We start from the raw sequence: 19863 nt of genomic DNA, 5'->3' as shown, positions 1-19863 counted from the left end.
GCCAGCCCGCCCGTGCCGCCGCTCACACGGTGATGTGAGCGTGCCCGCCAGGACCGGCGGAAAATGTGAATTGTCAGCGGGAGTCAGTACGGTGGGTACATGAGTCATGCGGAGTCAGCGGCGTCAAAGTACCCGCCTCAGGTGAGCACCCCAGTCTCTCCCCAGCACGGTGTGCCCGCGGACCAGCTGGCGGACAATGTCCTGCCGGTGCGTGGCGCGCTGATTGACCGCGGATCCGCCGCCCGGACCAAGCCGGGCATGCTGGCGGAGCTCATCAGCTCCGGGACCGCCCGGGCCATGGTGCTTTCCGGCCGGCAGGCCCTCATCAGCGGCAGCAGCCTGGTCCTCCTGGATGCGGCTGAGCTGGCGGAGCATCTGCAGGGGACCGCCTACGCCCCGGAGCAGCTGATCTACCTGGGGACGGCACTGCCCGGCTCCGGCCTCGACGCCGGCACCCAGCTGGTTCTCTTTCTTCTGCCGCAGCAGTTCGAGGTCCAGGCCGAGGAATTCGAGGCGCACATCGCCGGCATCCCTTCGGGCGCGCAGTGGGCCGGCTTCCGTGATGTCGCCGCCGGGCTGAACGCCACGGACACCGCACTCTTCATCGAAGCGAGCGCCATCGCCAACTGGCATGCCACCCACACGCACTGCCCGCGCTGCGGCACTGCGACCCAGCCGGAAGCCGGCGGCTGGGTCCGCCGCTGCCCGGCGGATAACTCCGAGCACTACCCGCGCACCGATCCCGCGATCATCGTCACCGTGGTGGGAACCGACGGCCGCCTGCTGCTGGGCGGCGGCGGCCCCCTCGACGCCCGGAACTACTCCACGCTGGCCGGCTTCGTTGAGCCGGGGGAGTCGCTGGAACAAGCCGTCGTCCGCGAGATCGGCGAGGAGGTTGGGGTGCGAGTCACCGCGAGCCAGTACCTTGGATCCCAGCCGTGGCCCTTCCCTGCCTCGCTGATGCTCGGCTTCACCGCCATTACACCGGACACCGAGGCCAGGCCCGACGGCGTCGAGGTCACCAGGGCGCGCTGGTTCAGCCGGAGCGAACTGCAGGATGCCGTGCTCAGCGGCGAGATTGTCATCTCCAGCCGGCTTTCCATCGCCCGGGCCCTTATCGAGCACTGGTACGGCGGCGTCATCCGGGACCGGCCGGGCGGGTGACGGCTGCATGAACGCCCCGAACGCGCCGGCCGCGCACCGGCCCGTCCGCCGGGCAGGACACCCTCGACCGGCTGAACAGCACGTGATCCGCAAAAGTGACCCAGTAAAGTGACCCGGTAAAGTGAGTACAGAGAATTTCAGCCCCAGCGCCTTGCCCATGACCCTGTCCGACGTCGACGGGCCGGGCAGCGAGCCGGCGGCCCCGGACAGCAGCTCCCCGGACAACAATTTCCCGGACAACCGCTCCCCGGACAACCGCTCCCTGGAAGAACGCATCCTTGGCGGCCTCGACGCAGAGCAGCGCGAGGTGGCGAGTACCCTGCAGGGGCCGATGTGCGTGCTGGCCGGCGCCGGCACGGGCAAGACCCGCGCCATCACCCACCGCATCGCCTACGGAGTGCACTCGGGCGTTTACAGTCCGCAGCGGCTCCTGGCCGTCACCTTTACCTCGCGCGCCGCGGCTGAAATGCGCAGCAGGCTCCGGGACCTCGGCGTCGGCAACGTCCAGGCGCGCACCTTCCACGCCGCGGCGCTGCGGCAGCTGCAGTTCTTCTGGCCCCAGGCCATTGGCGGGGCGCTGCCCAACCTGCTGGACCACAAGGCCCAGATGATCGCCGAGGCAGCCCGCCGGCTCCGGCTCAGCACCGACCGGGCCTCCATCCGCGATCTTGCCTCCGAGATCGAGTGGGCCAAGGTGTCCATGCTGACACCGGCCAACTACCTGGAAAAAGCCCAGGGCCGCGGAAACCCCGGCGGCTTCGACCTGACCGCCGTCGCCCGTGTCTTCCAGTCCTACGAGGATGTGAAGACGGACCGCAACGTGATCGACTTCGAGGACGTGCTGCTGATCACCGTAGGCATCCTGCAGGAGGATCCCAAAGTGGCGGCCACCGTCCGCGAGCAGTACCGGCACTTCGTCGTCGACGAGTACCAGGACGTCTCGCCGCTGCAGCAGCGGCTGCTGGAACTGTGGCTGGGCGGCCGCGACGAGCTGTGTGTGGTGGGCGACGCCAGCCAGACCATCTATTCGTTCACCGGCGCCTCGCCGAAGCACCTGCTCGGTTTCAAGGCGATGTACCCGGAAGCAAGCGTGGTCAAGCTGATCCGGGACTACCGCTCCACCCCGCAGGTGGTGAAGCTGGCCAACGAGCTGCTGGCGGGCAGGCGCAGCGGCGGCCCCGTCGCGGATGCCGCCTGGGCCAAACCCCTGCAGCTCCTGGCGCAGCGCCCGGCCGGGCCCGTGCCGCAGTTCACCGAATGTTCCGACGACGAGGCTGAGGCCGCCACTGTTGCCGTCAAGGTCCGTGGGCTGCTCGACGCCGGCACCCCGGCGAGCCAGGTGGCCGTGCTGTTCCGGACCAACGGGCAGTCCGAAGCCTACGAACAGGCCCTGGCTTCGGCCGGTATCGGCTACCAGCTGCGTGGCGGGGAGCGGTTCTTCGCCCGCAAGGAGGTCCGCGACGCTATCCTCCAGCTCCGGGCAGCCACCCGCGCCGTCGCGGAGACGGCCACGCCCGAGCCGCTCGGCCAGCTGGTCCGCGATATCGTGGCCTCGCTGGGCTACACGGAGGCCGCACCGCACAGCGGCGGCGCCCTCCGGGAACGCTGGGAGTCCCTGGCGGCCGTCGTGGCGCTCGCCGACGAGCTCGTCATCAGCCGTGGGGGGCAGTTCAGCCTCGCCGACTTCGTGAACGAGCTCCAGGAACGTTCCCTCGCCCAGCACGCCCCGACCGTCCAGGGCGTCACCCTCGCCTCGCTGCACGCCGCCAAAGGCCTCGAATGGGACGCCGTCTTCCTCGTGGGCCTCAGCGAGGGGCTTATGCCGATCTCCTTCGCCGACAGCCCCGAGTCCGTGGACGAGGAACGACGCCTGCTGTACGTCGGGATCACCCGTGCCCGCGAGCACCTGTTCCTGTCCTGGTCCACCGCGAGGACGCCGGGCGGCCGGGCGAACCGCAAGCCCTCGCGCTTCCTGGACGGGCTGCGCCCGGACTCGGTAGCGAGTTCCTCCGTCCGGGGCAGGGGCGCCGCGCCGCGCCGGAAGGCCGCCGTGCCGGCGTTGTGCCGGGTCTGCGGAACCATGCTCTCCTCCGGTGCCGAACGCAAGGTGGGGCGCTGCAACGCGTGCCCGCCCACCTACGAGGACCAGACCTTCGACGCGCTGCGGCAGTGGCGCAAGGATGTGGCCCTCGAGGCGGACGTTCCCGCCTTCGTGGTCTTCACCGACGCCACGCTGACCGCGATTGCCGAGGCCCGGCCGGAGTCCCTTGAACAGCTGGCCAAACTCGCCGGCGTCGGCCCGGCCAAGCTGGAGAAATACGGCGAAGCCGTGCTGGCCGTGCTCGTCGAAAGCACCACCCACTGATGGCCGGCGATGCAGCCGGCCGGGCCGGGAACCGTGCGCCGTCACCCGCGCCCCCGGCGGCCGCGGCGCTGACCACCGCCGACGGCGCCCCGGTGGAGGTGCGCCGCTCGGCCCGACGGCGCCGGACCGTCGCCGCGTTCTGGGAGAACGGCACCGCCGTGATCGCCATTCCGTCGTCCTTCAGCGGTACTCAGGAGCGCGAATGGGTGCACCGGATGCTCGAAAAGCTTCGGCTCCAGGGGGAGCGGGGAACGCGCGCGGGCAAGAGCCGCCCGCGCAGCGACGCCGCGCTGGCCGCGCACGCCGCGGAGCTGTCCGGGAAGTACTTCGGCGGCCGCGCCGTTCCGTCCTCGGTCCGCTGGGTGGGCAACCAGAACTCCCGCTGGGGGTCCGCGACGCCGTCGGACGGCACCATCAGGCTCTCCGACAAGCTCCAGCCGATGCCGCAGTGGGTCATCGACTACGTCCTGCTGCACGAACTGGCGCACCTGCTGGTGGCCGGCCACAACGCCGCGTTCTGGCGCCTGCTGGCGGCCTACCCGGAAACGGGACGGGCCAAGGCGTTCCTCGAGGGTGTCTCCTTCGCGACCGCGCGGGGCCTGACGCCGGGCGACGCCGATGACCTGGACGGCGTCACCGACGCCGACTGAACGGCGACGACAGTGGCCGGCCGACTTGGACTGGACAGCGACGACGGCGGCCGGCATGGGAATGCCCCGGCTGGAACTGGCGTTCCGGCCGGGGCACACTCACTCGTCCGCTATGACTTGGTGCTGTCGCCCCCGCCGGGAGCTTCGTCGGGGCCGGGTTCCTGGGAACCGGCCTCCCCGGTATCACCGGCGTCCCCGGTATCACCGGCGTCCCCGTCGGCCGGTGTCCCGGTCTCGGGCTCATCGAATCCGCCGCTGAGGAGCTTCTGCAGGGCGTCGTCCACTTCGGTGCCGCTTGCCTCGGCAAGCTGCCGGCGACCGCTGAAGCCACGGGGATCATCCAGGTCCTCTGCCGTTGGCAGCAGATCGGGGTGCTGCCAGATGGCGTCGCGTCCCTCGATGCCGCGTTCCGCCTTGAGCGAGGCCCACAGCGTGGCGGCCTCGCGCAGCCGGCGCGGCCGCAGTTCCAGCCCCACCAGGGACGAGAATGCGTGTTCGGCCGGCCCTCCGCTGGCACGGCGACGGCGGACGGTTTCGCGCAGTGCCGCGGCCGAGGGAAGCATCTTTTCCGTGGCGGCCCAGGTGAGTTCGTCTACCCATCCCTCCACGAGGGCGAGGGCGGTCTCGAGCTTCTCGAGGGCCTGATCCTGCGCCGGGGTACGCTGCGGCATAAAGACGCCCTGGGACAAGGCTTCCTGGATGCCTTCGGGGTTGCCCGGATCCAGCTCACGGGCGAGTTCCTCGATCTTCGAGGTGTCGATGTGGATGCCGCGGGCGTAGGCCTCGATCGCTCCGAGCAGGTGCCCCCGCAGCCAGGGGACCTGCACGAAGAGCCGGGCGTGGGCCGCTTCGCGGACGGCCAGGAAAAGCCGGATGTCATTCTCGGGCAGGCTGAGGCCTTCGCCGAATTTCGCCACATTGGATGGCAGCAGTGCCATTTCGAGGTCGGCCAGCGGTACGCCAATGTCTGTGGAGCTGACCACTTCGGCCGAAAGGGCGCCGATTGCCTGCCCCAGCTGCATGCCGAAGATTGCCCCGCCCATGTTCTGCAGCATCGAGGAGGCGCCGCCCATCATGGACTTCATTTCCTCCGGCATCTGCTCGGTCATGGCGGTGGACAACGCATTCGCGATGCTGTTGGCCACCGGCTCGGTCAGCCGCTTCCAGGTGCCGAGGGTCTCCTCGACCCACTCCGCGCGGGACCAGGCCCGGCCGATCAGGCCGGTGGCGGGCAGCCCCGTGACCTGATCAAGCCACAGTTCGGCGAGGCGCAGGGCCTCATCTACTTCGCGGGACTGCTGGGCGGTGACAGAGGGGTCGGAGCCGCTCGCGGCCACCCGGCGGGCGTTTTCGTGCGCCAATTGCCAGTTGACAGGGCCCTCCGAGGAGGCACCCATCATCGCCTGGACCTGCGAGAACATCTGGGCGAGGAGATTCGGATCATCCGGCAGGCCGGCGGCCTTGGCGAGCTCGGCGGGGTCGATATTGCCCATGCCCTGGCCGCCCATCAGGTTCTTCAGCATCTCTGCGAGCGGATCCTTGGGTTCCTCGTCGCCATTGGACGGATTAAGTGGGTTAGAGGTCATGATCCCGCCGATCGTCGGTGTGGCTGCTTCTCACGTTCACGGTACCCCGCGGCGAGCAGGGCTGTCTGCCGAAACCGCGCCACGTTCGCTGTAGGCAAAGAGCCGTCCCGGCAAGCGAGCGCGTACTGTTAGGAACTGGAATATTGGCAGGCGGCAGCCGCGGCTGAGGCCGCAGCCTCGGTGCGCTGTTCACGGGTCCGCTGGATCCCCAGGCGCCGGCACGGAGAGGTCTTTCATTGACGATTACCCAGGGCGGACAGCCTGCCGGCGAGCCGGCAGCCGGCCAGGCCAAGGGCCGGAGGGCCCAGCTCGCCGGACCCCGTGTCGCCAGGAAACGGGACAGGCGGTCCTCCGCGCTGCTCATCTCCGGAGTGCTCGCCGCGGGCCTGGGCATCACCGCGGTGAGCCTGCCCGTCCCGTACGTCGTCGAATCACCCGGACCGACGTTCAACACCCTCGGCACTGACAACGGCAAACCGGTCATCACCGTGACGGGACGCGAGGCCTTTCCGGCGAAAGGAAACCTGGACCTCACCACGGTCTACGTCGACGGCGGGCCTAACGGCCCGGTCACCGTGTTCGAAGCCTTCTCGGCATGGATCGGCGGCACCAGGGCCGTCTACCCAGAGGAACTCATCTATCCCACCGGGGTGACGAAGGAGCAGTCCCAGGAGGAGAGCGCCGTCGCCATGACCACCTCGCAGGAGAACGCCGTCGCCTCGGCCCTGAAGGAGCTCAACATCGCCTTCGAGCAGAAGATGCAGATCGCCGGGGTCCCGGACGGATCCGCCTCAAGCGGACAGCTCCTGGACGGCGACGTACTGGTGTCCATCAACGGCAAACCGATCACGTCCCTGAGCGTTGTCCAGACGGAACTGGCTGCCGGCAACGGGGCCCCGGTGATGGTCGTCGTCGACCGTGGCGGCAGCAGCGTGCCGGCCACTATCACGCCGGGCAGGGCCAGCGGCGGCCGCTTTATTCTTGGAGTGATGCTGCAGTACAAGTTCACTTTCCCCTTCGACGTCACCATCTCCCTCGAGAAGGTGGGCGGCCCCAGTGCAGGGCTGATGTTCGCCCTGGGAATCGTCGACACGGTGACCCCGGGTGACCTGACCGGCGGAAAGCACATCGCGGGAACCGGTACCATCACCCCCGACGGCGCCGTGGGCCCGATCGGCGGAATCGCGCAGAAAATGCACGGTGCACGCTCCGGCGGGGCCACCATGTTCCTGGCGCCGGCGGAAAACTGCGGCGACGTCGTCGGCCACATCCCGGACGGCCTGCAGGTGGTCCGGGTCGAGAATCTGGCCGCGGCTCGGAAAGCTGTCGAACTGACCGCGTCCGGTGCCGATACATCCGGGCTTCCTGTCTGCACCAGCAACTAGACTGACCCCGGAACTAAGCCCTTCCGCCACTCGTGGCACGTATAACAGCCGACGCAGCCCTGCCGGGGCGGCGCCCGGTGTGGATAGAATGCAGCAACACCGTATATTGCAGCGCCGCACCAACCGATAACTAAACACCCAATACCTGACGACCAGCTATGAGGTACCGAGTTTGTCCCGTCCCGCCAGCCCTGTCCCGCCCGGAAGACCGCAGACACGACGAGGCGCACTGACGCCGACGCTGATTGTCGTGGCCTTGATCGTGGTCGGCTTCATTTTCCTCGCCAATGTCTGGACGGACGTCCTCTGGTACCAGCAGCTGGGCTTCTTTGAAGTCTTCGTGACGGAGAACCTCTCGCGCATCGCGATTTTCCTGATCGGCTTCGCCGTGATGTTCGCGGCCGTCTTTTTCGCCATCCGGATCGCCTACCATTCCCGTCCCGTGTACGCGCCGGATTCGGAGATCCGTGACAACCTGAGCCGCTACCAGACCCAGCTTGAACCGATCCGCCGCGTCGTGATGATCGGACTTCCCGTGCTGTTCGGCCTCTTCGCCGGCAGCGCCACCGCGAGCCAGTGGCAGAAAGTCCTGCTGTTCCTGAACCAGGAGCCCTTCGGCCAGACAGATCCGCAGTTCGGACTCGACCTCAGCTTCTACCTGATGACCCTGCCGTTCCTCGGCGTCGTGACCGGCTTCCTGATCAGCGTCACGGTTGTGGCCGGCGTCGCCGGCATCCTCACCCACTACCTCTACGGCAGCATCCGGATCATGGAACGCGGTATCTTCACGAGCCGTGCGGCCCAGATCCACCTTGCCGTCACCGGCGCTGTCTTCCTGATGTTGCTCGGCACCAATTTCTGGCTGGACCGCTACGCTGCGCTGCAGAGCAACGGGGGACGCTGGGCCGGGGCCATGTTCACGGACGTCAACGCCGTCATTCCCACCAAAGCCATCCTCGCCGTGGCCGCGGCCCTCGTCGCCGTGCTCTTCATCGTCGCCGCCGTCATCGGCAAATGGCGCCTGCCGCTGATCGGCACCGCCATGCTCGTGATCACCTCGATCCTCGCCGGCGGCGTCTACCCCTGGGTGATCCAGCAGTTCCAGGTCCGCCCCTCGGAGCAGACCCTGGAGAAGAAGTTCATCGAGCGGAACATCAGCATGACCCGCGCCGCGTACGGCCTCGATCAGATCCAGGAGAAGCGGTACGAGGCCACCACCGATGCCACCACAGGCGCCCTGGCCCCGGATGCGCAGACCACCACGAATATCCGCCTGCTGGACCCCAACCTGATCTCGGACGCGTTCTCGCAGCTTGAGCAGTACCGGCCCTACTACCAGTTCCCGAGCGCCCTGAACGTGGACCGCTACGAGGTGGACGGAAAGATCCAGGACACCGTCATCGCGGTGCGCGAACTGAACCCGGACGGGCTGAGTGCCAACCAGCAGTCCTGGTTGAACCGCCACGTCGTCTATACCCACGGCTACGGCGTCGTCGCCGCCAAGGGCAACAAGTTCACCGCCGACGGCAAGCCCGAATTCCTGCAGTCAGGCATCCCCTCCACCGGTGTGCTCGGCAACGACTCGACGTACCAGCCCCGGATCTACTTCGGCGAAAACTCGCCCGAGTACTCCATCGTCGGCGCCCCCGACGGGGCCCCGAACCGCGAGCAGGACCGTCCCGCGGCCAAGGAAGGCGACGGCGAGACGCAGTACACCTTCACCGGAAACGGCGGGCCGAACGTCGGCAGCTTCTTCAACAAGATCCTGTACTCCATCAAGTTCCAGTCCTCTGACCTGCTGCTCTCCGACGGGGTCAACGCAGAGTCCCAGATCCTCTATGACCGCAACCCGAAGGACCGGGTGGAGAAGGTGGCGCCGTACCTGACGGTGGACGGCAACGCGTACCCTGCGGTGGTCGACGGCCGGGTGAAATGGATCGTCGACGGTTACACGACCAGCCAGTACTACCCCTACTCGCAGCAGGAGCAGCTTTCGGCGGCCACCACCGACTCGCAGACAACCGCGGGACGCACCACGGCCCTGCCGAACAGCTCGGTTAACTACATCCGCAACTCGGTCAAGGCGACCGTGGATGCCTACGACGGCTCGGTCACGCTGTACGCCTGGGATGACCAGGATCCGGTGCTGAAGGCGTGGCAGAACGTCTTCCCCACCTCGCTGAAGCCGTTCTCGGAGATGTCCGGTGCGCTCATGAGCCACGTCCGCTACCCGGAGGATCTGTTCAAGGTCCAGCGTGAACTGCTGGGACGCTACCACGTGACCCAGGCGGACAGTTTCTACAAGAACGACGACGCGTGGAGCGTTCCGAACGATCCGACCGTCAAGGAGAATGTCAAGCAGCCGCCGTTCTACATGTCGCTGAAGATGCCGGACCAGGACAAACCGGCTTTCCAGCTGACATCATCCTTTATCCCGCAGGTGGTCAACGGCAACGCCCGCAACGTGCTCTACGGCTTCCTGGCCGCGGATTCGGATGCCGGCAAGGAGAAAGGCGTGAAGGCGGAGAGCTATGGCCAGCTCCGGCTCCTGCGGATTCCGCCGGAAACCCAGGTTCCCGGGCCCGGACAGGCGCAGAACAAGTTCAACTCCGATCCCACCGTCTCGCAGGCCCTGAACCTGCTGCGCCAGGGCGCGTCGGCGGTGCTGAACGGCAACCTGCTGACGCTGCCGGTGGGTGGCGGCCTCCTCTACGTCCAACCGGTCTACCTGAAGTCCACGGGTGAGACCTCCTATCCCACCCTGCAGCGTGTCCTGGTAGCTTTCGGCGACAAGGTCGGCTTCGCGGCGACCCTGGATGAGGCGCTGAACCAGCTGTTCGGAGGCCGCTCCGGCGCCACGGCAGGCGACGCCGCCAACAACGGCCAGACGCCGCCCACTTCCGCCCCGGGCGGCGGCGCGACGCCGCCGGTAGCGGGCACGGCGGACGCCAAGGTGGAGCTCAAGGCGGCCCTGGACGAGGCGACCGCGGCTATCACTGCCGGCCAGGAAGCCCTCGCCAAGGGTGACTTCGCAGCGTACGGCGAGCAGCAGAAGAAGCTCTCGGCGGCCCTGCAGCGGGCGCTGGCCGCCGAGGGCAAGGTAGCGGCGACTACGGCCCCGGCACCGTCGGCCACGCCGTCGCCGGGCGGCACCGCCTCGCCGTCGGCCACCCCGTCGCCGACGCCGAGCAGCTAACGGCGGGACATGCTCATTCTTCGCTCCCGGGACTGGGCAGAATGACACTATGTCCGCCGGCTGGCCCCGGCGCGGGGCATGTCCCTTCGGGCCGGTGTCCAGTCCGCGGGGGACATGTCCATTCTTCGCACTCGGGACTGGGCAGAATGACACTATGTCCGCCGGCTGGCCCCGGCGCGGGGCATGTCCCTTCGGGCCGGTGTCCAGTCCGCGGGGGACATGTCTATTCTTCGCTCCCGGGACTGGGCAGAATGACACTATGTCCACCCGCTGGCCCCGGCGCGGAGCATGTCCCTTCGGGCGGCCACCGCGCCCAGACCCCCGGGCCGGTGACTTGACCCCGGCGGAGGGAGATGCACATCACGCCACCTCGATTTGGCCTCCAGTTCACCGGCCGGTAGAGTTGATCTTGCGACGCGGGGTGGAGCAGTTCGGTAGCTCGCTGGGCTCATAACCCAGAGGTCACAGGTTCAAATCCTGTCCCCGCAACTGAAGAGAAGGCCCGGAACACTGGAAACAGTGTTCCGGGCCTTCGGCTTTAAGTCCTTCTGCTTTCAATCATTGTGGCGGCCATGCACCGGGCGCTTCGTCCCCGGGGGTGTGGATGGACGCGTACGCGTACGCGGACGCGGACCCGATGGCCTGAGGCAGTGTGGCGCGGGCGCCGCCAGAAATAGGGTAGTCTTGATCAAGCGACGCGGGGTGGAGCAGTTCGGTAGCTCGCTGGGCTCATAACCCAGAGGTCACAGGTTCAAATCCTGTCCCCGCAACTGAAGAAGGAAAGAGAAGCCCGGATCTGATAATCCGGGCTTCTCTTGTTGTTGGCGGAAACCCTCCCCGGCGCGGCACGGACCACGTGCCCCCGCGCACGCGGCCTACAGATCCGGACCGGCGAACCAGCGCTCAGCCGTCCTTGAGCCGCTGGTAGGTGTCCAGCGCCCGCGCACGTGATTCCGCAAGCCCGACGATCGGCTCCGGGTAGCCGGGTGCGGCGCCGTCGGCCTTCCACGGTTCATGGATTGTCTTGCCGTCCAGCCCGGCCAGCTCCGGGAGGTATTCGCGGAGATAGCGGGCCGCGGCGTCGAACTTCTTGCTCTGCGTGACCGGATTGAAGATGCGGAAGTACGGCGAGGCGTCGGCGCCGGATCCTGCCACCCACTGCCAGTTGGCCGGATTGCTGGCCGCATCGGCGTCGACCAGCGTGTCCCAGAACCAGGCCTCGCCCAGCCTCCAGTCGGCCAGCAGGTTTTTGACGAGGAAGGACGCCGCCGCCATCCGGACACGGTTGTGCATCCAACCGGTCTGCCAGAGTTGCCGCATGCCGGCGTCGACCAGCGGATAGCCGGTCCTGCCCTGCTGCCAGGCCTGCAGTTCGGCGTCCGAGGGGCTCTGCCAGGCGAAGCGGTCAAACTCCGGCCGGTAGTTCCGGGTGGCCAGGTGCGGGTTTTCGTAAAGCAGTTGCCAGCAGAATTCCCGCCAGCCGAGTTCTGAGCGGAAGATCCCGACGTCGGCCGGGGCCTGCCGTGGATAGCGTTCGCGGAGGGTGTGCCAGATCCGGAACGGGCTGATTTCGCCGAAGCGCAGGTGGGGAGAGAGACGGCTGGTGCCCTCGACGCCGGGGACGTCGCGGCCGGTGCCGTACTCCTCGGCCGGGCCGTCGACGAAGTCCACAAGACGGCTGTGGGCGCCGGTTTCCCCCGGGGTCCACGTCACCGCGAGTCCCGCGCTCCAGTCCGGCCGGCGGGGGAGCAGCCCCCAGTCTGCCAGCCTGTCGCCGGCCGGCGGCTGCCCCGTGGCGTCCGTCGCGGGCACCGGCAGGCTCTGCGGTGCGTCCAGCGGCAACCGGGGCTCCGGCGCGTCAAGGCATGCCCGCCAGAACGGTGTGAAGACTTTGTACGGCCCTCCCGCCCCGGTGCGCACAGTCCACGGTTCGAACATCAGGTTGGCCTGGAAACTCGCGGCATTGATCCCGTGCTCCGCCGCCCAGCCCTTGACGCCGGCGTCCATCGCGCGTTCCGGGCCGCCGTAACGCCGGTTCCAGAGCAGCGCCGTGGCAGCCGTTTCCTCGGTCAGCTCCCGGATGATCCCGGCGGCAGGGCCGCGGCGGAGCAGCAGCCGCGAGCCGGCGGCCTCAAGGTCCGCGGCGAGCCCGGTCAGCGAGTGGTGTAGCCACCATTTTGCTGCACCGCCGAGCGGGCGGATGCCGGGGGAGGCCTCATCGAGGATATAGACAACGGTCAGCGGTAATCCCCGCGAAGCTGCCTCCGCCAGGGCCGGATTGTCGTCGAGGCGGAGATCGTCGCGGAGCCAGACTAGGGACGAGGGCGTGGATCCAGAAGACATGAATCCACGGTACACGTGCGGCCGCAGGCAGCGCACGGCAGGCAGCGCACGGCAGGCAGTGCACAGCGCTGCCGTGCACGACGCCGTCGTGGACACCACCGAGGGGGGCCGGGACAGCAGAAGCCGGGCCCCGGAACCGTCGTGTGCCGCTGACGATGGGCCGGGGCCCGGCTTCATGAGCCCGGCCTGAGGGACCGGCGGGAGCCCGCCGGTGGTGTGCCTAGAGCTTGTCGAAGTCGGCGTCGTCCACCGTGGAGGCGGCGGAGCGGCTCTCGCCTGCCCCGATCGCCGCGGGCCCGCCACCGGACTTCAGCGCGGCAAGGCGTGCCTCGATCTCGGTCTGCTCGCCGAGGTCTTCGAGCGAGTTGAACTGCGAGTCCAGGCTGGAGGCGGAGAGTTCCTGCTGGCCGCGGACCTTGGCCTCTTCACGGCGGATCTTCTCCTCGAAGCGGCCCACCTCCGAGGTGGGATCCATGAAGTCAATGCTCTTGAGCGCATCGTGCACCTGGGACTGGGCAGCGGCAGTCTTGGAGCGTGCAACGAGCTCGTTGCGCTTGCCGGTGAGCTCGTTGAGCTTGCCCTTCATCTGGTCCAGGCCGTGCTTGAGTTTGTCCACGACGTCGGTCTGGGACGCGATGCTCGGCTCGGCGGACTTCGCCTCATTCTCTGCGGACATCTGGCGCTGCAGGGCCACCTTGGCGAGGTTGTCAAACTTTTCGGCGTCGGTGACGTCGCCCTTGGCCCGGTACTCGTCGGCTTTACGCGACGCTGCGAGTGCCTTGTTGCCCCAGTCCTTGGAGTTCTTGACGTCTTCGTTGTAGTCGTCCTGGAGCATGCGCAGGTTGCCGATGGTCTGGGCCACCGCGGACTCGGCCTCGGCGATGCTGTTGGTGTAGTCCCGGACCATCTGGTCCAGCATCTTCTGCGGGTCCTCAGCCTGGTCCAGCAGGGAGTTGATATTGGCCTTCGCCAGCTGCGCCATGCGGCCGAAAATGGACTGCTTCATGGTGTTACCTTTCGTCCTGCTCAGTGGTTCCCACTGAAGTCGGTCAACAGTGAAATGTACCGCTTCTATCCGCTGGCGGAGAGATGTCCGCCGGCGCCTAGTCCGTTATGGGTTGTGAGATGTGCATGCTGATCGGCCGGGGGCCGGGGGCCGGAGGCTAGAAGTCGCCGCCCCCGCCGCCGTCGCCGCCCCAACCGCCCCCCGAGTCGCCGCCGCCCCAACCTCCGCCGGAATCCCCGCCGCCGCCTCCCCAGCCTCCGCCGCCCCCGCCGCCGTTCAGGATGGAATTGATCAGGATGCCGCCAAGAATGGCGCCGCCCAGACCGCCGCCTCCGCCGCCGCCGAACATCCCGCCGCGGCCGTAGCCCTGGTTGGCGGCGCCGTCGAACTGGTCCACGTCGGACTGTGCCAGCTGGGCCGCCTGGGCCGCCAGCGAGTGGGCCTGCTGGGCGTACTGAAGCGCAGTGACGGGGTCGGCGCGGGAGACAGAAAGGGCATAGTCCAGGTTCCGCTGGGCCTCGGCAAGCCGGGTGCGGGCCTCGGTGCCCACGCCGCCGCGTCGGGCGGTGATGTAATCGGAGGTCGCGCTGATCTGCGCCTGGGCCGACATGATGCTCTGCTGAAGCGAAGCCTGCGCGCGGCGGGACTGTTCCTGCTGGTCCCGGATGCCTGTGAGGGAAGTGTCCAGCGACTGGCGCGCCGTTTCGACGCGCTCCAGGGTGGCGATCGGATCGATCTTGCCGCCCTGGATCTCTGCTTTGACCTGGGCCAGGGCTGCTTCCACTCCGGCGACCGGACCGGCCAGCTCAGGGTGCGCCCCGGACTGGATCATGGCCCTGGCCTGCGCGAGGTCCTGAGAGACGTCCGCGACGGCGGACTCGAGTCCGTTTCGTGCCTCACCCAGGGCGCCGCCGACCTTTGTGATTGCGCCGAGGAGGACGTTCGTCTGATGCAGGCTCTCTTCCGCGGCCCGGACCGCAACGGCCGCGAGGCCGCCCTCCCCGTCGCTGAGCTTCTCCTGAGCCGTCACGGAGGCGTTCTGCACAAATGCCAACCGCTCCTTGGCCTGGCTGATGTTGTCGGCCACCTGGACAAGGGCACTCTCGGCGTACTTGGCGCGCAGCTCGGTGAGGGACTGTTCGGCGCTGGCGATCCCGGCCGCGGTCTCGCGGGCTCCGGCAGTCACGGCGGCGAGCGCCTCGGGGGCGTTCTTTTCGAGCTCACGGAGCGAATCGAAGTCCGACTTCTGCTCCCGCAGGGAGGCGAGCGCGGCCTCGGACCGGCGGATAATTTCGCCGAGCCAGGTCCGCTGCTGCTCCTCGGTATCCGGGATATGGTCATCGAGCTGCTGCTGCAGTTTGAACGACTCGGACATATGGCCCTTGGCTTCCTGCAGGGCTTTCGTGAAGTTCCCGACGGCGGCATCCCCGTATTGCGCCTGGGCGAAACCGAGCTCCTGCTCGCTGGACTTGATTGCATCGTCCGCCTCGATCAGCAGCGAGCCGGTCTTGCGACGCAGTTCCTCAACTGTGAACCCGGCGAGCGGGTCAAGCTCGGCACCCTGCGGGCCGGAGCCGGCGCCTGCGGCCTGCCCGGCCTTTTTCCGGCGGTTGCGGAAATAGAGGTACGCACCCGCGCCGCCCGCCGCGACGACGCCGGCGCCGACGAGGACGGCGCTCCCTGCGCCGGCCCCTGATGGCACGTTGCCGGCCCCGCCGCCGGCCGCATCGCCGATGGCTGCGGCCGCGTCAATGGCAGCCTGGGCGTAGTCACCGTTTCGCAGCTGCGGATCCACTGCCGTCTTCTCAATGTTGGCGCGCTGGGTATTGGTGATCTTGCTGTTGGACGGCTTGCTTAGCAGGTACTGCTTGGCGTCCGTGGCGACCGTGAGCAACATGGCGTTCGGACCCAGGCTTGCCTTTCCAGCCACCGCAGCCGCCCAGGCCGCCCGGTCGGCAGGATTCTCGAACTTCTTCACGTAAACGACGTGCAAAGTCATGGCACGGTCGGCGCCGAGCTTTTTGATGGCCTGTTCGACGTCGACCTTGCGGTCGCCGAGGACTCCTGCGGAGTCAACAATCTTCGTGGCGGGGTCAAGGTTTACCGGATCTTCGGCCAGGGCCGGAGCGGCGGGAACTGCCAGCAGTCCGGCCACGCCAAGAACAGTGAGGAAACGCTTCAACTTAGACCGCATGTGCAACCCTTCAGCACTTCTGCGACCAGTTCGGCCGAACCAGTCGTCACAGAATGCAGCAGCGCCCCAACGCAAAAGTAAAGCCGCAGGTCGCTGTGGCGATTCCATTTGATTCTATGGTGCACCCAGTTGGCCGTCCACCGAGGGGAATATGCCACCAGCGAAAAGCGCTGAATCGTCCAAAGCGCGCCGCCGGGGGCGCCGGTCCCGGCGTTCAGGAACCTCCCAGCTAATGTCCGCTCTAGTATCAGTGTGAGCGTCCATAGTTAATGCGGACAAGGATGAAAGGAAGTCTGATGACTGAGAACCCAGCGCAGGGCGCCACACCGGAGCCATCAACGCCGAACCGCGAGGCCTCGACGCCGGATGAGGTCACTTCGGGGGACAACCGGGCTGTCCCCGCGCCGGACTCAACGCAGGAGAACCCGACCCTGAGGATGGACCGGTCCGCGGACACCCCGCAGCCGCACTACCCGCAGCATCAGCCGTCCTACGGCCGGCCCGCCGCTCCCCAGTCTCAGGCTTCCCCATCACGGAACGATGCGCCCCACACCGAGGCGCCCCAGATGGGGAAGCCCGGTCCGGAGCACACGGCCGCGTACGGCCAGGGCACCGGCTACTCGGCCTTCAGCCAGCCACACAGCCCCGGCGGCCAGCCGCAGCACGCCCAGGCCCCGTCCGGCTCCTACCCCGGCAACCAGCCGCCGTCGGGTTCGCCGTACGCCACTAATCCGGCCCACGCCCCCAAGCGCAAGGCGGCGTTCGGTGTCCCCACCCTCGTGGCCAGTATCCTGGCCGCCGGCCTGATCGGTGGCGGCGTGGTCGCCGGGACAACCCAGCTGCTGGGCGAGAGCCCCATCACATCCACGGGATCCAGCAACAGCACCCAGGCCGGCCCGGTGATCGTGAACAACAAGGACGACGTCAACGCCATCACAGCGGCGGCCGTGAAAGCCAGCCCCAGCGTGGTAACCATCAAGGCCACCAGCGGCAGCGAGGGCGGCACCGGCTCCGGCATCATCCTGGACGGCGAGGGCCACGTCCTCACCAACACCCACGTCGTAACCCTCGACGGCAAGGCGGCCAGTGCCGCGATCGAGGTCCGGACCAGTGACGGAAAGGTTTACAGCGCAAAGATCGTCGGCACTGATCCGCTGTCCGACCTCGCCGTCGTCAAGATCGACAACCCCTCCGGCCTCATCCCCGCCACGCTCGGCGATTCGGGCAAACTCAACGTGGGGGACACCGCCGTCGCGATCGGATCGCCGCTTGGCCTCACGGGAACCGTGACGGACGGCATCGTGTCGACGCTCAACCGCACCATCAGCGTCGCGTCGTCCGCGGCTCCCAAGGAAGGGGCCGATAACTCCCAGGGCGGCGACCAGGGCTTCCAGTTCGCGCCTCCAGGCGGCGGGCAGGGCCAGAGCACAGCGAACCAGGGATCAATTTCGATCAATGTGATCCAGACGGACGCTGCCATCAACCCCGGCAACTCCGGTGGCGCACTGGTGAACACCAAGGGCGAGATCATCGGCGTCAACGTCGCCATCGCGTCGGCCGGGGGTGACGCCGCGAGCAGCGGCAATATTGGCGTCGGCTTCAGCATCCCGATTAACAACGCCAAGCGCGTCGCCCAGGAGATCATCAAAAATGGCAAGGCAAGCCATGGCCAGTTTGGCGTCAGCGTGAAGCCCAAGACTGCGGGTTCCTCGGCCTCCGCCTTCTCGGTGGGGGCGGAAGTCGCCACCGTGGAATCCGGCTCCGCCGCGGACAAGGCCGGCCTTAGGGTTGGCGACGTTGTCACCAAATTCCAGGACCTGCAGATCAGCGATCCGAACCAGCTCACCGCGGCAGTGCGCGAGCAGGCTGCCGGAGCCACGGTCAAGGTCACGGTCCTCCGGGGCGGGCAGCAGAAGGAACTCGACGTGACCCTCGGCGCAGCAGCAGACCAGTAACAGCCGGGCGGGACCCGAACAGCTGAACCCAAACAGCGGGGCCCAAGCTGCGGAGCCCGGGCAGCAACCCCCGAAGGCCGGGCGGCAGCACATGCCGCCCGGCCTTCGGCCGTCAGCGAAGTCCCCCCGCGCCGGGTCCCGCACTATGGTTAGCTAGGAACAGCCCGGCATCCCGGGTGCTCCATGGCCACGACCCGCCCGGCTGGCTGCCCACCCGCATGGAAGGCTGCTGAACTCACAGTGGAAGAGACTTTGAAGATCATCGTGCTGGTCAAGCACGTCCCTGACGCTCAGTTCGACCGTCACCTTACCGGCGCGGGCCATACCACTGAACGCGCCGAGAGCATCCTGTCCGAGCTGGACGAATATGCCCTCGAAGCCGCTCTGCAGCTCAGTGAGGCCCGTGGCGGGGAAGCGGCCGGCAACAAGGTCATCGCCCTGAGCATGGGCCCCGCCGGTGCTGTCAACGCGGTGAAAAAGTCACTTCAGATCGGTGCGACCGAGGGTGTCCACCTCACGGACGAGGCGCTCGCCGGTTCCGACGCCGCGGCGACGTCCCTGGCCCTGGCCGCGGCCATCCGCCATCTCAGCGCGGACATCCCCGCGGACCTCATCCTGACGGGCATGGCCTCCACCGACGGGGAGACCTCGCTGGTTCCGGCCCAGCTCGCCGAGCGTCTGGATCTTCCGCAGGTGACCTTCGCCTCCTCGCTGGTGCTCGACGGCGCCAGGCTCACCGTCCGCCGCGACGGCGATGCACACGCCGATACTGTCGAGGCGACGCTGCCTGCCCTCGTCTCGGTCACGGACCAGATCAACGACCCCCGCTACCCGAACTTCAAGGGCATCATGGCGGCAAAGAAGAAGACCATCACCACCCTGACTCTGGCGGATATCAGCGTCGACCCCGCGCAGGTGGGACGGTCCGGTTCCTGGACCGCCGTCGAATCCGCGGAGCCACGCCCGGCGCGCACCGCCGGCACCATCATCACCGACGACGGCGACGCCGGCATCCAGCTGGTCGAGTTCCTGGCCGCCCAGAAGCTGCTTTAAGGGGATTTGCATGGCAAAAGTACTGGTATTCATTGACAACCCCGGCCTGGCCCTCAAAAAGGCCAGCCTTGAGCTGCTTACTATCGCCCGCTCCCTGGGCGAGCCCGTGGTGGCCTTCAACGGCGAACTGCACGATGGGGTCGCCGCGGCCCTGGCTGCCTACGGCGCCCAGACGCTGTACGTCCCTTCCGCGACGGACCTCGACAATTACCTCGTGGGTCCCAAGGCGTCCTATCTTGCTGCCGCGGTGCAGACCTCCGGTGCCACGGTCGTCCTGACCGAGAACTCGGCGGAAGCCAGGGAAATCGCGGCAAGGCTCGGCATCAAGCTCGGTGCCGGCGTCATCACCGACGTCGTGGCCGTGGACCCGGACGGAACGGCGCACAAATCCGTCCTGGCCGGTTCCTACACCACCACGGCGAGGGCCACCACTCCGGCCGCGGTCCTGACCGTCAAGTCCAACAGCATCACGCCGGAACCCGCAGCCACCGGCACGGCCCCGGCAACCGTCACCGTGGTGGTGCCGGACCCTGCCGCCGCGGCTTCGGCAAGGATCACGGCCCGCAGCGAGAAAGCCGCCAGCGGCCGCCCGGACCTGACCGATGCGCGGATCGTGGTGGCCGGCGGACGCGGAGTCGACGGCAACTTCGGCCCCGTGGAAGAGCTCGCGGACGCGCTGGGCGCCGCCATCGGTGCCACCCGCGCCGCAACGGACGCAGGCTGGATCGGCCACGACGCGCAGGTGGGCCAGACCGGCAAGACCGTCTCTCCCCAGCTGTATATTTCCGCCGGCATCTCCGGAGCCGTCCAGCAGAAGGCCGGCATGCAGACCGCCGGGCTGATCGTGGCCGTTAATAAGGACGCCGAGTCGCCGATTTTCGAGATCGCCGACTTCGGCATCGTCGGCGACCTCTTCAAAGTCCTCCCGCAGGCCACCGAAGAAATTAAGAAACGCCGGGGCTGAGT

12 protein-coding genes and 2 tRNA genes are annotated in these 19863 nt (G+C 67.8%); 10 read left to right on the top strand and 4 right to left on the bottom strand.

What is annotated here, in order from left to right:
• Positions 1-99: 99 nt before the first annotated feature.
• The 3 genes from nudC (at position 100) to RCH07_RS01585 (ending at position 4179) form a co-directional block, all read left to right on the top strand.
• The gene (nudC, locus tag RCH07_RS01595) at positions 100-1164 is read left to right on the top strand and encodes an NAD(+) diphosphatase (protein ID WP_326965712.1); all 1065 of its coding nucleotides are present in this window, start codon (positions 100-102) and stop codon (positions 1162-1164) included.
• 157 nt (positions 1165-1321) lie between these two features.
• On the top strand, positions 1322-3529 hold the full coding sequence (locus RCH07_RS01590; RefSeq protein WP_326965787.1) for an ATP-dependent DNA helicase UvrD2: 2208 nt from the start codon (positions 1322-1324) through the stop codon (positions 3527-3529).
• Positions 3529-4179, top strand: a complete 651-nt coding sequence (locus RCH07_RS01585; RefSeq protein ID WP_326965711.1) for a M48 metallopeptidase family protein — start codon at positions 3529-3531, stop codon at positions 4177-4179. Before RCH07_RS01590 ends, RCH07_RS01585 begins: the two co-directional genes overlap by 1 nt.
• A 110-nt stretch (positions 4180-4289) precedes the next feature.
• Here the strand turns inward: RCH07_RS01585 and RCH07_RS01580 are convergent, their stop codons facing one another.
• The gene (locus RCH07_RS01580; protein WP_326965710.1) at positions 4290-5765 is read right to left on the bottom strand and encodes a zinc-dependent metalloprotease; all 1476 of its coding nucleotides are present in this window, start codon (positions 5763-5765) and stop codon (positions 4290-4292) included.
• A gap of 236 nt (positions 5766-6001) precedes the next feature.
• On the opposite strand from RCH07_RS01580, the gene RCH07_RS01575 reads away from it, so the two are divergent.
• The 4 genes from RCH07_RS01575 (at position 6002) to RCH07_RS01560 (ending at position 11116) form a co-directional block, all read left to right on the top strand.
• Positions 6002-7150 carry a YlbL family protein gene (locus RCH07_RS01575; protein ID WP_326965709.1) on the top strand — a complete coding sequence of 383 codons (1149 nt, stop codon included), beginning with the start codon at positions 6002-6004 and terminating at the stop codon, positions 7148-7150.
• Between the two features lie 172 nt (positions 7151-7322).
• On the top strand, positions 7323-10346 hold the full coding sequence (locus RCH07_RS01570) for a UPF0182 family membrane protein (RefSeq protein WP_326965708.1): 3024 nt from the start codon (positions 7323-7325) through the stop codon (positions 10344-10346).
• A 415-nt stretch (positions 10347-10761) separates the two neighbouring features.
• Positions 10762-10835 (top strand) — tRNA-Met (locus RCH07_RS01565).
• Between the two features lie 207 nt (positions 10836-11042).
• Positions 11043-11116, top strand: a tRNA-Met gene (locus tag RCH07_RS01560).
• A gap of 133 nt (positions 11117-11249) precedes the next feature.
• Here RCH07_RS01560 and RCH07_RS01555 read toward each other — a convergent pair.
• From RCH07_RS01555 to RCH07_RS01545, 3 genes are all read right to left on the bottom strand, one after another.
• Entirely contained in the window at positions 11250-12689 is a 1440-nt protein-coding gene (locus tag RCH07_RS01555; protein WP_326965707.1) for a cryptochrome/photolyase family protein, read from the bottom strand.
• A gap of 220 nt (positions 12690-12909) precedes the next feature.
• Complete coding sequence (locus RCH07_RS01550; protein ID WP_326965706.1) at positions 12910-13695, bottom strand: PspA/IM30 family protein; 786 nt, start codon at positions 13693-13695, stop codon at positions 12910-12912.
• A gap of 157 nt (positions 13696-13852) precedes the next feature.
• Positions 13853-15889, bottom strand: coding sequence for a TPM domain-containing protein (locus RCH07_RS01545; RefSeq protein WP_326965705.1), 2037 nt, complete (start codon positions 15887-15889; stop codon positions 13853-13855).
• Between the two features lie 296 nt (positions 15890-16185).
• Here RCH07_RS01545 and RCH07_RS01540 point away from each other — a divergent pair, with 296 nt between their 5' ends.
• The 3 genes from RCH07_RS01540 to RCH07_RS01530 all read left to right on the top strand — a co-directional run bounded on the left by RCH07_RS01540 (position 16186) and on the right by RCH07_RS01530 (position 19861).
• Positions 16186-17844 carry a trypsin-like peptidase domain-containing protein gene (locus RCH07_RS01540; protein ID WP_326965704.1) on the top strand — a complete coding sequence of 553 codons (1659 nt, stop codon included), beginning with the start codon at positions 16186-16188 and terminating at the stop codon, positions 17842-17844.
• 252 nt (positions 17845-18096) lie between these two features.
• Positions 18097-18897: an electron transfer flavoprotein subunit beta/FixA family protein gene (locus RCH07_RS01535; protein WP_326965703.1), complete on the top strand. Its 801-nt coding sequence runs from the start codon at positions 18097-18099 to the stop codon at positions 18895-18897.
• A 10-nt stretch (positions 18898-18907) separates the two neighbouring features.
• Positions 18908-19861 (top strand): electron transfer flavoprotein subunit alpha/FixB family protein, encoded by a 954-nt coding sequence (locus tag RCH07_RS01530; protein ID WP_326965702.1) that lies wholly within the window; start codon positions 18908-18910, stop codon positions 19859-19861.
• Positions 19862-19863 lie beyond the last annotated feature (2 nt).

The organism is Arthrobacter sp. CG_A4 (assembly GCF_035985125.1).
Lineage (GTDB): Bacteria > Actinomycetota > Actinomycetes > Actinomycetales > Micrococcaceae > Arthrobacter.
The sequence above is the reverse complement of the archived record's forward strand: the minus strand, read 5'-3'. Positions and strand labels throughout refer to the sequence as shown.